The sequence below is a fragment of the Actinomadura rupiterrae genome, assembly GCF_024172125.1.
Taxonomy (GTDB): Bacteria; Actinomycetota; Actinomycetes; order Streptosporangiales; family Streptosporangiaceae; genus Spirillospora; species Spirillospora rupiterrae.
The window spans coordinates 415,866-429,282 of record NZ_JAMZEA010000003.1 but is presented as its reverse complement, the minus strand read 5'-3'; the positions used below and the strand labels follow the sequence as shown (position 1 = coordinate 429,282).

Here is a 13,417-nt window from a genome sequence, read left to right as displayed (position 1 = left end):
CCATGAGCCTCATCCTGCTGGCGACCTCCCACCGCGTCGCGCCGGGCCTGCTGACCTGGCGCGCCTGGGAGGCGCTCCGCTCGGCCCCGCGCGTGCTGGCGCGGGCGGACCACCCGCTGCTGCCGTACCTGGCGGAGGCGGGGGTGCACGCCGAGCAGGTCACCGACCCGGACCCGGCCGCGCTGGTCGAGCTGGCGCGCCGGGAGTCCCCGGAAGGCGGGCCCGGCCCGGAGGGCCGGGCGGGCGTCGTGTGGATCGCCGCGCAGGACGGCGACGAGCGGCTGATGCGCGACATCGGGCAGCGGATCGTGGCCGACCCGCTGGACGTCGAGGTGCTGCACGGCTCCTACGACCTGCCGGGCGCGCGGCTGCTCGACCTGGTCTCGGTCATGGACACGCTGCGCCGCGAGTGCCCGTGGGACCGCAAGCAGACCCACGAGTCGCTGGTGAAGTACCTGCTCGAAGAGGCCTACGAGGTCGAGGACACCGTCGCGAGCGGCGACTACGGCGCGCTGCGCGAGGAGCTCGGCGACGTGCTGATGCAGGTCGCGTTCCACGCCGTCGTCGCGTCCGAGCGGGACGACGAGACCGCGTTCACCGTCGACGACGTGGCCGCGGGGATCGTCGACAAGCTCGTCCGCCGCCACCCGCACGTGTTCGCGGACGTGACCGTCCGGGACGCCGACGAGGTGAACGCGAACTGGGAGCAGATCAAGGCGGCCGAGCGCGCGGAGAAGAAGGGCGCGGAGGCGTCGGTGCTGGACGGCGTCCCGATGGGGCAGCCCGCGCTGAGCCTCGCCGCGCAGCTGCAGCGCCGCGCGGCCCGCGTCGAGCTGCCCGAGGACGCCTACGAGGTGACCGGCTCCGACCTGGTCGCGCGACTGTTCTCGCTGGTCAGGCAGGCGCAGGCGGAGGGTGTGGACGCCGAGGCCGAGTTGCGCGCGGCGTCCCGGGAGTTCGCGGACCGGGTCCGCGCCTGGGAGCGGGAGCACCCCGCGCCGTCCGGCGAGTAGCGGTCCGCCCGGCGCCCGCGCCCCACCCCATGTCGGACGAACCGGCACAAGGTTGACACGGCGTCCGGAACCGGACCAGCGGGGCGAAGATCGGCGAAGGTCTGGCCGGGCCGTGGTCCGCCGTTTACCCTGGGGCGCGTGCTGCCTGGTCTGCGGGACGACGAAGCGCCGGACAAGTTCCGGGCCGTGCGGGGGCTGTTCGGGTTCGGCGCGCTCGCCGGTGTGCTGGTCGCGCTCCTGGTCTTGCCCACGGCGTTCACGGCCGGGGTGTCCACCCGCGACGCCGCCGGCTGGTTCGAGGACGTCCCGGACGGGCTCGACACCAGCGGCGTGCCGGAGCGTTCCACGATCCTCGCGCGGGACGGCAGCTCGATCGCCACGTTCTACTACCAAAACCGGATCGACGTCCCGCTGAACCAGATCGCGCCGGTCGCTCGGCAGGCCGTCCTCGCGATCGAGGACAGCCGCTTCTACCAGCACGGCGCGCTCGACTCCAAGGGCACGCTCCGCGCGCTGATCAGCAACCTCGGCAGCGGCCAGGTGACGCAGGGCGGGTCCGGCATCACCCAGCAGTACGTGAAGAACCTGCTGCTGACCCAGGCGACCAACGACAACCAGCGCAAGGGCGCGACCGAGGTCTCGGCGGGCCGCAAGATGCGCGAGCTGCGGTACGCGGTCGCGGTGGAGAAGAAGTTCTCCAAGGACGAGATCCTGCGCCGGTACCTGAACATCGCCTACTTCGGCGACGGCGCGTACGGCATCGAGGCGGCGGCCCGGCACTACTTCTCCAAGAACGCCTCGCAGCTCACGCTGGGCGAGTCGGCGCTGCTCGCGGGCGTCGTCCGCTACCCCTACGCCTACGACCCGGTGAACCACCCGGACGCCGCGCGCCAGCGCCGCGACGTGGTGCTCACCCGGATGGCCGACCTCGGCTGGATCCCGCGCGCCACCGCGGACACCGCCGCCAAGCAGCCGGTGCAGCTGCGGGTGCACGAGGCGCGGAACGGCTGCGTGAGCAGCGGCGCGCCGTTCTTCTGCGACTACGTCCAGCGGGAGATCCTGACGAACCCGGCGTTCGGCAAGACGCAGGCGGCCCGCGAGAAGCTGCTGAAGCAGGGCGGCCTCACCATCCGGACGACGCTCGACTGGAAGGTGCAGAACGCGGCGCAGAAGGCCGTGGACTCGCACGTCCCGCCGAAGAACTCCGCGCACAAGGCCGCCGCCGAGGCGCTGGTCGAGCCGGGCACCGGCCAGATCAAGGGCATGGCGGTGGACCGCGACCTCGGGCCGGACAGCCAGCGCGGCAAGACCTGGATCAACTTCGCCGCCGACGCCGACCACGGCTCCAGCATCGGCATGCAGGCCGGATCGACGTTCAAGGCGTTCACGCTGGCCGCCGCGCTGGAGCAGGACATGCCGTTCGGCACGATGATGGACGCGCCGACCGAGTTCACCCCGACCGGCTACCGGGACTGCGACGGCAAGCGCGTCGGCGACCCGAACGCGTCGCTGCGCAACGCCGGCGACGGCGAGGGCGGCAAGTCGTTCTCGCTGGTCACCGGCACCTGGCACTCGGTGAACACCTTCTTCCTCGGGCTGGAGAAGGAGGTCGGGCTCTGCGACACCGTGCAGATGGCCGAGAAGCTCGGGATGCGGCAGGCGAACGGCAAGCCGCTGGAGGAGTACCCGTCGTTCACGCTCGGCTTCAACCCGGTGTCGCCGCTGCGGCTCGCCGCGGCCTACGCGACGTTCGGCGCGCGCGGCAAGTACTGCAAGCCGATCGCGATCACGTCGATCACGGGCACGGACGGCAAGCCGCTGAAGGTCCCGGCGGCGAGCTGCAAGCAGGTGATCGACAAGGGTGTGGCGGACGCGGTGAACTACGTGCTGCAGGGCGTGCTGACCAAGGGCACCGCCGCCGGATCGGGGATCGGGCGCCCGGCCGCCGGCAAGACCGGCACCGTGGACAACTTCTCCGCCGCCTGGTTCGCCGGGTACACGCCTGATCTGGCGTCCGCGGTCTGGGTCGGCGACCCGCGCGGCGGCTACAAGTACCCGATGGACGACCTGTGCATGAACGGGGAGTGCTACGGCGAGGTGTTCGGCGCGACGATCCCGGCGCCGATCTGGCAGGACACCATGTCCGCCGCGCTGGACGGGACGTCCGAGACCGACTTCCACAGCCCGCCCTCGCACTACTTCAGCATGGGCGACGGCGAGACCGACCCGAACAAGAAGGACAAGAAGGACAAGAAGAAGGGGGACAAGAAGGGCGATCCGTCGCCGTCCCCGAGCACGCCCCCGACCCTGTCCCCGAGCCCGAAGCCGGGCGGCCCGAAGCACTGACCACCCCCACCGCGAGCCGCTGAGCTGCGCGGTCGTGTGCGGGCGGGCACCCCTGGGTAGATCGACTCCGACGGGGTGAACGGGGGGAGACGCATGCGTGCCATCGCCGTGTCGGAGTTCGGCGCGACGCCGTCGATCATGGACGTGGGCTGGCCCGAGCCCGGGCCGGGGGAGGTGCTGATCAAGCTCGTCGCCGCCGGGATGAACCCGTTCGACTGGAAGTTCGCGGCCGGCGACTTCGGGGACATGATCCCGGCCGGGTTCCCGCTGATCCTCGGCCAGGACGGCGCGGGCGTCGTCGAGTCGGTCGGGGACGGCGTGGAGAGGTTCAGACCGGGCGACCAGGTGTACGGGTCGTTCTTCGGCGCGGCGCGCGGGCTCGGCAGCTACTGCGAGTTCACGCTGTCCCCGCAGGACGGCCAGATCGCGATGATGCCGCAGAAGCTGGTCTACAGCCAGGCCGCCGCGGTGCCGATGGCGTCGATGACGGCCTTCAACCTGGTGGACGAGGCCGGCGTGGACGAGGGGAAGACCGTCCTGGTCGTCGGCGCGACCGGCGGCGTCGGGCAGCAGGCGGTGCAGTTCGCCGCGCTCAAGGGCGCGCACGTGATCGCCACCGCGGGCCCCGACATGGCCGACCGGATGGGGGAGTTCGGCGCGGACGAGACGCTCGACTACCACGAGGTCGACGTGGCCGACGCCGTCCTGGAGGAGCACCCGGACGGCGTGGACGTCCTGCTCGACATGGTCAACGACAAGCGCAAGGTCGACCTGCTGTCCGAGTCCGTGAAGAAGGGCGGCGTCGTCGCGTCCACGATCGGCGCGGCCGACGTGGAGGGCCTCAAGAAGCGCGGCATCAAGGGAATCAACTTCCAGAACAGGGCGTCCGGGGAGCTGCTCACCACGATCTCCGAGATGATCGACACCGGGAGGCTGACCGTCCACCTCACCCGCGAGGTGGACCTGACCGACGTGCCCGACGTGATCGCGGACGCGAAGCGCGGCGGGGCGCGCGGCAAGACGGTGATCCGCGTCTGATGGCCGCCGAGCGCTCGGTGGCCGCCCGGGTCGTCCCGGACGGCCTGCGCTCGTTCCTCGCCACCGAGACCGGCAGCACGCTACTGCTGCTCGGTGCGACGCTGGCCGGGCTGGTCTGGGCGAACCTGCCCTGGCACGACACCTACGACCGCTTCTGGGAGACGCACTTCGCGCTCGTCGTCGGCTCCCACGAGCTCGGCATGGGCCTCAAGGAGTGGGTGAACGACGGCCTGATGACGCTGTTCTTCTTCGTCATCGGGCTGGAGATCAGCCGCGAGTTCAAGGTCGGGCAGCTGCGGAACCGGCGGGTGGTGGCCGTCCCGGCGGTCGCCGCGCTCGGCGGGATGGTCGTCCCGGCGGTGCTCTACTACGCGGTGAACGCGGGCGGGCCCGGCGCGGGCGGCTGGGGCATCCCGATGGCGTCCGACACCGCGTTCGTGCTGGGCCTGCTCGCGGTGATCGGCGCGCGCTGCCCGCAGCCGCTGCGGATCTTCCTGCTCACCCTGGCCGTGGTGGACGACCTGGGCGCGATCTCGGTCGTCGCGATCTTCTACACCGAGGACCTGAAGCTCGCGCCGCTGGTCCTCGCGGTGGTGCTGTTCGCGCTGATCGTGGCCGTCCGGTGGCTGAAGGTCGGGCGCGGCCCGGTGTACCTGCTGCTCGGCTTCCTGATGTGGGCGGCGGTGCTGCGCAGCGGCGTGCACCCGACGATCGCGGGCATCCTGCTCGGCGTCCTGGTCAACGTGTACGCGCCGCCGGACACCGAGAAGCTGCGCGCCGGGGAGCTGGTGCAGCGGCTCCAGCGCGAGCCGAGCCCGGAGCTGGCCCGCGAGGCGCGCCGCTCGGTCGCCTCGACCGTCTCGGTGAACGACCTGCTCCAGCACATCCTGCACCCCTGGACGAGCTACGTGATCGTCCCGCTGTTCGCGCTGGCCAACGCCGGCGTCCGGCTCGACCCGGAGTCGCTGCGCCGCGCCGCGACCTCGCCGGTCACGATCGGCATCGTGCTCGGACTGGTCGTCGGCAAGTTCGTCGGGATCACGCTCGGCACCTGGATCCCGCTCCGGCTGAACTGGGGCGAGCTGCCCGGAAACCTGGTCTGGGGGCAGCTGCTCGGCGGCGCGGCCGTCGCGGGCATCGGGTTCACGGTGTCGCTGTTCATCACCGACCTCGCGTTCGGCGACAAGCCGGAGCTGGAGTCCCAGGCGAAGATCGGCATCCTGGCCGGGTCGGTGCTGGCCGCTGCGCTCGGCTGGCTGATCTTCCGGATGGCCTGGAACCGCGGCGGCGTGTGCGCGCCGCCCGGCACCGCGGACGAGCCGGACTTCGAGGCCGAGCCGCTGCCGCCCGTCACCGAGCACGACCACGTGCTCGGCCCGGCCGACGCGCCGGTCACGCTGATCGAGTACGGCGACTACGAGTGCCCGTACTGCGGGGCCGTCCAACCCGTCCTGGACGAGCTGAGGGAGCGCTACGGCGACCGGCTGCGGCTGGTGTTCCGGCACTTCCCGCTCCAGCAGATCCACCCGCACGCCATGCCCGCCGCGCTCGTCGCCGAGTCGGCGGCGGCGCAGGGCAAGTTCTGGGAGATGCACCACGTGCTGTTCTCCCACCAGCTGGAACTGAACGACCGGGACCTGCTCGGCTACTCCGAGCGGATGGGCTTCTTCCCCTGGGAGAACGTGAAGGAGCTGGAGCGCCGGGTGTACAAGGTCAAGAAGGCCGGCTGGCGCGCGGGCGTCCGCGGGACGCCGACCTTCTTCCTGAACGGCGCCGAGTACCAGGGCCCGCACGAGCTGGAGCCCTTCGTCGCCGCGATCGACGTGATGGCCGAGGCCGCGCGGAGATCAGCCGCCGAGACCGCGGAAGGGGCGGCGGCGGCTGATCCGACCGAGAGGCCCGTTGACGGGGACGGGGACGGGGACGGAGGCGGGGACGGTCAGTCCCGGTCCTCCTGAGTGCCGTCGTCGGAGCGGTCCTCGCGCAGGTCGTCGGCGAAGGCGTCCTCGTCGGGCGGGTTGCCCCGGGTGTCCCTCACGGCCGTGACCTCGGCGGGGCGGTCGTCCCACTCGTCCTCCTCGCGGCGCCGGTCGCCGCGCCGGTACTGCATCCCGGACTCGCGGAAGATGCCGATCCTGCCCTCGGTGGGGTCGGGGTCGTCCTGGAACACCAGCTCGGCGGGCGGGTCCTCGATGTACCGCTCGGTCGCGCGGGTGGTGTACTCCTGCTCGTCGTCGCCCATCTCCGCTTCGTACCGGGCCTGCTCTTCCTCTGACTCATGTCGACGGACCATGGTGTCCCCCCTGCTACGCCCTTTCTTTGATGCTTCCCGGGGATTGCTTGCGTTATGTACCGGGACGCACGGGAATATCAACCCGCATGAGCTCTTCTGACCTGCGACAACGGCTGGAGAATGTCGAGGCCTCGCTGCGCCGGTTGCGCGGTGAGGACGCTGATCTGGGCTCCGAGTTCGGTTCGGTGCCGCAGGACTTCGGCGACTCCGGCCAGGACCTCCAGATGCGCGAGGAGCTGGAGGGGCAGATCGCCGACCTGGAGGCCGAGCGGGACCGGATCAAGGCCGAGCTGGGCCCGGACGCCGGTCCGGAGGCGACCGGCCGATCCGGCCACTGAGCCGCCTGCGGGCCTCTCAGCGGCTCAGGCGGCCTTGAGGTAGCGGTTCCGGACGAAGACCAGCGCGGCCCCGTACCCGGCGAGGACGATCGCCAGCACCGGGACGGCCGCCATCGGCAGCGGCACCAGCCCGAGCGGCCCGGCCAGCGGCGACAGCGGCAGCAGCACGGCGGTGACCGCCAGCAGCCAGGCCGCGGTGACGACCGTCCGGCTCGCGCGCGGCGACCCGCGGCCCCGGCCCCGTCCGCGCAGCACCAGCAGCATGAGGGCCTGCGCGAGCAGGTTCTCGACCAGGAACCCGGTGTGGAACAGCGCCTCGCCGCCCGCGCCCGTCCGGGCTTCGAGCAGCCACCAGTACAGCCCGAACGCGATCAGGTCGAACAGCGCGCCGAGCGGCCCGAAGACCGCCGCGAACCGGGCCAGGTCGCGCAGGTCGAAGGTGCGCGGGCCGCGCAGGTCGGCCGGGTCGACGCGGTCCCGGGCCAGCGACAGCTGCGAGAGGTCGAACAGCAGGTTCTGCGCGAGCACCTGGAGCGGCAGCAGCGGCATGAACGGCAGCAGCACGCTCGCCGCCAGCATGGACGCCACGTTCCCCAGGTTCGAGGTCACCGCGATCCGGATGTACTTGACGCCGTTGCCGAACGTGCGGCGGCCCTCGGTGATGCCGTGCGCGAGGACCGACAGGTCCCGTCCGGCCAGCACCACGTCGGACGACTCGCGCGCCAGGTCCACCGCGCCGGTGACCGAGATCCCGACGTCGGCGGCGCGCAGCGCGGGCGCGTCGTTGATCCCGTCGCCGAGGAAGCCGACCGTCCGGCCCGCGCGGCGCAGCGCGCCGACGACCCGCGCCTTCTGCCGCGGGTCCACGCGGGCGAACACCGGGGTGGTGCCGTCCGGCGGGGTGATCAGGGCGTCCAGCTCGGCGTCGGGGAGGTCGGCCAGCTCCGCGCCGAGCACCACCCGGCCCGGCGTGAGGCCGGCGTCGCGGCAGGTGCGGACGGCGACCAGCGGGTGGTCGCCGGTCACCACGACCAGCGCGACGCCGAGCCCGGCGAGCCGCTCCAGCGCGGCGGGCGCGGACGGGTCGGGCTCGTCCCGGAACCCGACGAAGCCGACCAGCGTGAGGCCGCGCTCGTCGCCGGGCGCGTAGTCGCGGCGCGCGGCCGGACGGTCCGCCACGGCGACCGCGAGGAGGCGCTCGCCGGTGGCCGAGCGCTCGTCGGTCAGGGCGGCCAGGCGGTCCCGCTCGTCCGGGGTGAGCGGGACGTCCGTGAAGGTGGGCGGAGCGTCCGCGGAGGTGGGCGGAGGGTCCGCGAATCCGTCGCGTTCGGCACCGGCGGCGAAGACGGCCGTCGCCGCGCCGAGGGCCGGGACGGGCGCGGGCGCGGGCGCGGTGCGGACGCGGTCGCAGAGCGGCAGGACGTCCTCGACGGCGCCCTTGGTGACCAGCAGGTCGCGGCCCAGGCGGCCGTCCTGGCGGAGCACGACGGTCGCGCGGCGGCGGTCGGAGTCGAACGGGACGGCGTCCACGGCGTGGAAGCCGTCCTCGGGCGGGTCGGTGTCGTCGAGGAGCGCGTCGTCCATGGTGTCGCCGGCGGCCTCGGGGACCAGCTCGGTGGCGAACCAGGCGTTCAGCCGGGCCCACCGCAGCACCTCGTCGGACGGCTCGCCCGACGCGTCCAGGAAGGACGTCAGCGACAGCCGGTCGAGCGTGAGCGTGCCGGTCTTGTCCGCGCAGAGCGTGTTCATCGCGCCGAGGTCGTGCACGGCGGGCAGCCGCTTGACGATCACGCCGTCTCGGGTCAGCGTCGCCGCGCCGCGGGCGAGCGTGGTCGTCACGACCAGCGGCAGCATCTCGGGGGTGAGCGCGACCGCGATCGACACGGCGAACAGCAGCGCGTGCGACCACGGGGTGCGGCCGGGCTCGGTGAACAGCAGCGCCACCGGGACGGCCGCCGCGACCATCGCGATCAGCGCCCACGACACCGCCCGGACGCCCCGGTCGAACGCGGTCTCGGGCGCGGCGCGCGGCACGTCCCGCTGGAGCGCGGCGAAGTGGGTGCGCGGCCCGGTCGCGACCGCCACGGCCGTGCCGGTGCCGCTGACCACGCTCGTCCCCATCAGGCACAGCTCGGGACGGTCGAACAGCGGCACGTCCGGTTCGGGCGGCGGGGACTGGGCGGTCCACGCGGCGCGCTTGGGCGCGGGCAGCGACTCGCCGGTCAGCACGGCCTGGTCGACCCGCAGCCCGGTCGCGCTCAGCAGCCGCAGGTCGGCCGGGACCATGTCGCCGGGCGCGAGCCGCACCACGTCCCCGGGGACGACCTGCTCGACCGGCACCTCCCGCTCGACACCGGCGGACCCGGAGTCGGCGCGGCGCAGCACGGTCGCGGTCGTGGTGGTCAGGGCGCGCAGCTCGGCGGCGGCGCGCCCGCCGCGCCGCTCCTGCCGCATCCGCAGCAGGCAGCTCAGCACGGCCAGCGAGCCGATCAGCACCGCGCCGCGCGGGTCGCGGGTGACCGCGGTCACCGCGCTCAGCAGCACCAGGACCAGCACGAACGGGTCGGCGGCGAGCCGGGCGAGGTGGCGCAGCGTCGCGGCGCGACCGGGGCCGCCGTCCGCGGGCGCGGCCTCCTGGCGGAGCAGCCGGTCCTCGGCGTCGCTCTCGGTCAGGCCGCGCGCGGAGGTCTCCAGGCCGCGCAGCACCGACAGCGGTGGGCGGTCGGCGTACCCGGCGAGCAGCGCGTGCGTGCGCGGGACGTCGGGCAGCGCGTCCGGCCCGTCCGGTGGGGACGGGACGAGACCGGGCTCCTCGGCGAGCGGCCTCGCTACGCCGAACGGCTCGGACTCAGGCGCCGAGGCCACGGACGGGGGCCGCTTCCACGGGGTCGCCCTGGAGGTGGGCCACCATCTGCGCGACGATCGCCGCGACGTGCGGGTCGTCGACCACGTAGACCTGGTGGCGGCCCTCCCGGCGGGACCGGACGAGCCCGGCGAGCTTGAGCTTGGCGAGGTGCTGGCTGACCGCGGGCACCGTGCCGCCGACCCGCTCGGCGAGCGAGCTGACGTCCTGCTCGCCCTGCGCGAGCACCCACACCATGTGCAGCCGCATGGTCGCGGCGAGCATGCCGAAGCGTCCCGCGGCCTCCTGGAGCAGCTCGGGCGAGAGCGTCTCCGGGGGCCGCGCCGTGTCCCGCGTCCGCTCCTTCACCGGTGCGCCTCCCGCCGTTCGTGCCCCGCCCTCGGGCGGGGTTCCGCTGGTGAGCCGTGCGGCTCCGCTACGAGGGTATCCCCATCCGCCGGGCCGTCCCGTAAGGATCGGAAGGGAAGCCCGTGCGGATCAGGAGGGAAGCCCGCCGGGACCGGGAGGGGGTGGGCGGGCAGAGCCGATCGGGTCGGCGGGCAGGGGCGATCTGACCGTCCGGGCAATCTCGCCGGGCCGCGAGGGCAACCTCCGGGGGCCGCCGCGCATCAAACGTGTCAGAGGACACAAACACTAAAGCGATTGTGCAAACAATTGATCGCGGAGACACTGGGGATCCACGGGGGCACGCGGAGGGGAGCAGCACGGATCGTGAAGCGGGGGAAGAAGGCGGAGGACGGCGCCATGCTGTCGCTGGGCGTCCGGATGGCGGAGGTCGAGGCGCTCTACACCGCGGCGCTGACCGCGGAGACTGCGGCCGACGAGGCCGCGGCGCTGCACGAGCTGGGCCGCGCCGCCCGGCTGCTGTCCGCGCTGGCCGAGGTCGCCGCCGAGTCCGCGGGCAAGCCCGCCCGGCCGGCCGTCCCGCCGCCGGGCCGCGTGGTGGTCGGGCACTCCGCGACGCCGGTCAAGCCGCGCGTCCGGCGCCGCATCACGCGCACCCAGCACACCGTCGACTGGATCATCACCCGCAGCCGCCCCGACCCGCACTAACGGCGCGGGCGGGGCTCCCGGCCGGGCCAGGCGGACGGGCCGGGCTCCCGGACGAGCCGGGCGGACGGGCCGGGCGGGTAACGCGAAGCCCCCGGATCGCGGGGTGCGATGCCGGGGGCTCGGGCCGGAAGGTCAGGTTCGGCGACCGGCCGCCGGAGGGGCGGCTGAGCAGCAGGCGGTCAGCGCTGCTGCCGGTCGACGGCCTGGCCGTCCTGGCTGACCAGGCGCGGCGAATCGGCCGGTGCGGCGGCCGGTGCGGCGGCCTCGACCTGCGGCTCGTCCTTGTCCTTGTCGTGCAGGCCGTTCATCTCGGCCTTCAGGATCCGCGCGGACTGCCCCAGCGAGCGCGCCATCTTGGGCAGCTTCGCGGAGCCGAACAGCAGCAGAGCCACGATGATCACGATGAGCCAGTGCGACGGCGACAGCTCTCCCATGGCCACCCTCCCCTTCCCGGGCTGATTCCGACCCACCTACTGTAAAGCTATCGCGCAAACGAGCAAGAAATGGCCCCGAGAGTTCCCTCGGTGGACACCACCGGGCCGAGCTTGGGGAACACGTAGTCGACGGCGAACTCGTGCGCGTGCGCGTCCAGTCCGCTCATGGCGTCCTCGACGAAGACCGTCCGGAAGCCCGCGTCGTCGGCGGCGCGTCCGGTGGACTCGACGCCGAAGTTGGTCACCAGGCCGGTCAGCAGGATCGTGTCGATCCCGCGGCGGCGCAGCTCGGCGTCCAGGCCGGTGTCCTGGAAGGCGCCCCAGGTCCGCTTGACGATCACCACGTCCGACTCGGCGACCTTGATCTCGGGGCACAGGCCGCTGCCGGGTGGCTGCTCGTCCACGCCGGGACGCTCGACGCGGACCCAGATGACCGTCCCGCCCGCTTCGCGCAGCGCGTCCGCTATGGCGACCGTCCGCGCGAGGACGTCCGGGCCGCTGTGCGGGGCGGTCGGCAGCGCGACGATCCGCTCCATCAGGTCGATCGCCACCAGCGCCGTCCGGTCAGGAGTCACTTCAAGCTCGCTCATGTCGCCCATGGTCGCACCCTTGTGATCACGGGCGCACCAGATCGGACGGGTCGGTGTTCGCGCCGCAGACGACGATCGCGATCCGCTCGTCCGGCGCGGGCTTGTAGGCGCCGGAGAGGAGCGCGGCGAGGGCGGCGGCGGTGCCGTGCTCGGCGACGAGCCGGTGCCGCTCCCACAGCGCCCGCCGCGCTTCGACGATCGCCTCGTCCGGAACCAGGACGGAACCGACACCCGTCCGGCGCGCGACGGCGAACGCGATCTCCCCGATCCGGGACGCGCCGAGCGAGTCCGACGCCACCCCCGACACCGCGACGGTCGCGGGTTCGCCCTGCTCAAGTGCCGTGTGCAGGGTCGGGCACCGCTCGGGCTCGACCGCGACGACCTTGGCCTCGCCGTCCAGCGCGGTCGCGATCCCGGCCATCAGCCCGCCGCCGCCGACCACGATCAGCGCCGTGTCGAACGCGCCGCCGGTCTGCTCCAGCAGCTCCAGCCCGATCGTGCCCTGACCCGCGCAGACCTCGGGCTGGTCGTAGGCGTGGCAGAGCAGCGCGCCGGTGTCGGCGGCGTCCTTGAGCGCGGCCTCCTGCGCGTCCGCGTACTTGTCGCCGACCGGACGCACGTCCGCGCCGAGCGCGCTCAGCTTGGCGACCTTCACCTCGGGCGCGTTGCGCGGCAGGAACACCCGCGCGGGAACGTCCAGCGTGGACGCGGCGTAGGCCACGCCGAGCCCCGCGTTCCCGCCGGACGCCGTGACCACGCCGGACGCTGGCAGCGTGCCGTCCTCGATGGCGGTCAGCAGGCGGTTGAACGCGCCGCGCGCCTTGAACGACCCGCTGTGCTGCGTCTGCTCCAGCTTCAGCCATACCGGCGCGCCGAACGCGTCGCTCTCCAGGACCGGCGTCCGGCGGACGTGCCCGGCGATCCGTGCGGCGGCGGCGCGGACGTCCGACTTCTCGATCATGCGAGCCCCCTCGGTTGCGATCACGTCCCATCATGCATGCCGACCGTCCTTGCCTAGCGGCCGTGACCGCTCGATGCGGGCATAAAGAAACCGCCCCGGACGGGTCGGGGCGGTGTGGTTCGGCGCTTTCTCAGGCGCGCTTCCAGCGCCACTGGCCGTTCGTGTACCGGACGCAGCGGTACCGCTTGCCGGTCTTGTAGGCGTACCCGTACTTCAGGTGGGCGGCCTTCGGGCAGTACGAACCGGGCGTGACGCACTCCCAGTGCTGGTGCACCTTGTGCGAGTGGCAGCGCGCGGCGGTCACCGCCGGCGTCCTGGGCGCGGTCGGGGACGGCGCGGCGCTCGCGGGCGCGGTGGCGACGGCGGTGGCGACGAGTCCGGCGGACGCCGTGACGAGCAGTTTCGTGAGCATCGAGCTCCTCGTGGGGTGCGGTGTGCGGAGGGGAAGTGAGCACATCTAACTGGAGAAGCGCGGCGATGCGGGCGAA

13 protein-coding genes are annotated in these 13,417 nt (G+C 73.2%); 6 read left to right on the top strand and 7 right to left on the bottom strand.

Annotated features, from left to right (window positions below; all coding sequences use genetic code 11):
• Nucleotides 1-2: 2 nt before the first annotated feature.
• From FHU30_RS10785 to nhaA, 4 genes are all read left to right on the top strand, one after another.
• Nucleotides 3-1,013 carry a nucleoside triphosphate pyrophosphohydrolase gene (locus tag FHU30_RS10785; RefSeq protein WP_253874579.1) on the top strand — a complete coding sequence of 337 codons (1,011 nt, stop codon included), beginning with the start codon at nt 3-5 and terminating at the stop codon, nt 1,011-1,013.
• Between the two features lie 138 nt (nt 1,014-1,151).
• Complete coding sequence (locus FHU30_RS10780) at nt 1,152-3,359, top strand: transglycosylase domain-containing protein (RefSeq protein ID WP_253874577.1); 2,208 nt, start codon at nt 1,152-1,154, stop codon at nt 3,357-3,359.
• 93 nt (nt 3,360-3,452) lie between these two features.
• Nucleotides 3,453-4,397 carry an NADP-dependent oxidoreductase gene (locus FHU30_RS10775; protein ID WP_253874576.1) on the top strand — a complete coding sequence of 315 codons (945 nt, stop codon included), beginning with the start codon at nt 3,453-3,455 and terminating at the stop codon, nt 4,395-4,397.
• Entirely contained in the window at nt 4,397-6,355 is a 1,959-nt protein-coding gene (gene nhaA, locus FHU30_RS10770; protein WP_253874574.1) for a Na+/H+ antiporter NhaA, read from the top strand. The genes FHU30_RS10775 and nhaA overlap by 1 nt, the downstream gene beginning before the upstream one ends.
• Here nhaA and FHU30_RS10765 read toward each other — a convergent pair.
• Complete coding sequence (locus FHU30_RS10765) at nt 6,337-6,639, bottom strand: hypothetical protein (protein WP_253874572.1); 303 nt, start codon at nt 6,637-6,639, stop codon at nt 6,337-6,339. The two genes, nhaA and FHU30_RS10765, sit on opposite strands and share 19 nt — an antisense overlap.
• A 137-nt stretch (nt 6,640-6,776) precedes the next feature.
• On the opposite strand from FHU30_RS10765, the gene FHU30_RS10760 reads away from it, so the two are divergent.
• Nucleotides 6,777-7,028 (top strand): hypothetical protein, encoded by a 252-nt coding sequence (locus FHU30_RS10760; RefSeq protein ID WP_253874570.1) that lies wholly within the window; start codon nt 6,777-6,779, stop codon nt 7,026-7,028.
• A gap of 24 nt (nt 7,029-7,052) precedes the next feature.
• On the opposite strand, the gene FHU30_RS10755 is transcribed toward FHU30_RS10760, so the two are convergent.
• On the bottom strand, nt 7,053-9,893 hold the full coding sequence (locus FHU30_RS10755) for an HAD-IC family P-type ATPase (protein ID WP_308211258.1): 2,841 nt from the start codon (nt 9,891-9,893) through the stop codon (nt 7,053-7,055).
• Nucleotides 9,877-10,239 (bottom strand): ArsR/SmtB family transcription factor, encoded by a 363-nt coding sequence (locus tag FHU30_RS10750; protein ID WP_253874568.1) that lies wholly within the window; start codon nt 10,237-10,239, stop codon nt 9,877-9,879. Before FHU30_RS10750 ends, FHU30_RS10755 begins: the two co-directional genes overlap by 17 nt.
• 363 nt (nt 10,240-10,602) lie before the next feature.
• On the opposite strand from FHU30_RS10750, the gene FHU30_RS10745 reads away from it, so the two are divergent.
• Nucleotides 10,603-10,944 carry a hypothetical protein gene (locus tag FHU30_RS10745; protein ID WP_253874566.1) on the top strand — a complete coding sequence of 114 codons (342 nt, stop codon included), beginning with the start codon at nt 10,603-10,605 and terminating at the stop codon, nt 10,942-10,944.
• Nucleotides 10,945-11,123: 179 nt separating this feature from the next.
• Here the strand turns inward: FHU30_RS10745 and tatA are convergent, their stop codons facing one another.
• The 4 genes from tatA to FHU30_RS10725 all read right to left on the bottom strand — a co-directional run bounded on the left by tatA (nt 11,124) and on the right by FHU30_RS10725 (nt 13,341).
• Nucleotides 11,124-11,378: a Sec-independent protein translocase subunit TatA gene (gene tatA / locus FHU30_RS10740; protein ID WP_308211257.1), complete on the bottom strand. Its 255-nt coding sequence runs from the start codon at nt 11,376-11,378 to the stop codon at nt 11,124-11,126.
• Between the two features lie 47 nt (nt 11,379-11,425).
• Nucleotides 11,426-11,968, bottom strand: coding sequence for an isochorismatase family protein (locus FHU30_RS10735; protein ID WP_253874565.1), 543 nt, complete (start codon nt 11,966-11,968; stop codon nt 11,426-11,428).
• Nucleotides 11,969-11,993: 25 nt separating this feature from the next.
• Entirely contained in the window at nt 11,994-12,929 is a 936-nt protein-coding gene (locus FHU30_RS10730; protein WP_253874564.1) for a threonine/serine dehydratase, read from the bottom strand.
• 130 nt (nt 12,930-13,059) lie between these two features.
• Nucleotides 13,060-13,341, bottom strand: a complete 282-nt coding sequence (locus FHU30_RS10725; RefSeq protein ID WP_253874563.1) for a hypothetical protein — start codon at nt 13,339-13,341, stop codon at nt 13,060-13,062.
• Nucleotides 13,342-13,417: the final 76 nt, after the last annotated feature.

Coding starts and splice junctions, on each gene's coding strand:
- FHU30_RS10785 (WP_253874579.1), top strand. CDS start 3: ATGAGCCTCATCCTGCTGGCGACCTCCCACCGCGTCGCGCCGGGCCTG.
- FHU30_RS10775 (WP_253874576.1), top strand. CDS start 3,453: ATGCGTGCCATCGCCGTGTCGGAGTTCGGCGCGACGCCGTCGATCATG.
- nhaA (WP_253874574.1), top strand. CDS start 4,397: ATGGCCGCCGAGCGCTCGGTGGCCGCCCGGGTCGTCCCGGACGGCCTG.
- FHU30_RS10765 (WP_253874572.1), bottom strand. CDS start 6,639: ATGGGCGACGACGAGCAGGAGTACACCACCCGCGCGACCGAGCGGTAC.
- FHU30_RS10760 (WP_253874570.1), top strand. CDS start 6,777: ATGAGCTCTTCTGACCTGCGACAACGGCTGGAGAATGTCGAGGCCTCG.
- tatA (WP_308211257.1), bottom strand. CDS start 11,378: ATGGGAGAGCTGTCGCCGTCGCACTGGCTCATCGTGATCATCGTGGCT.
- FHU30_RS10735 (WP_253874565.1), bottom strand. CDS start 11,968: ATGAGCGAGCTTGAAGTGACTCCTGACCGGACGGCGCTGGTGGCGATC.
- FHU30_RS10730 (WP_253874564.1), bottom strand. CDS start 12,929: ATGATCGAGAAGTCGGACGTCCGCGCCGCCGCCGCACGGATCGCCGGG.
- FHU30_RS10725 (WP_253874563.1), bottom strand. CDS start 13,341: ATGCTCACGAAACTGCTCGTCACGGCGTCCGCCGGACTCGTCGCCACC.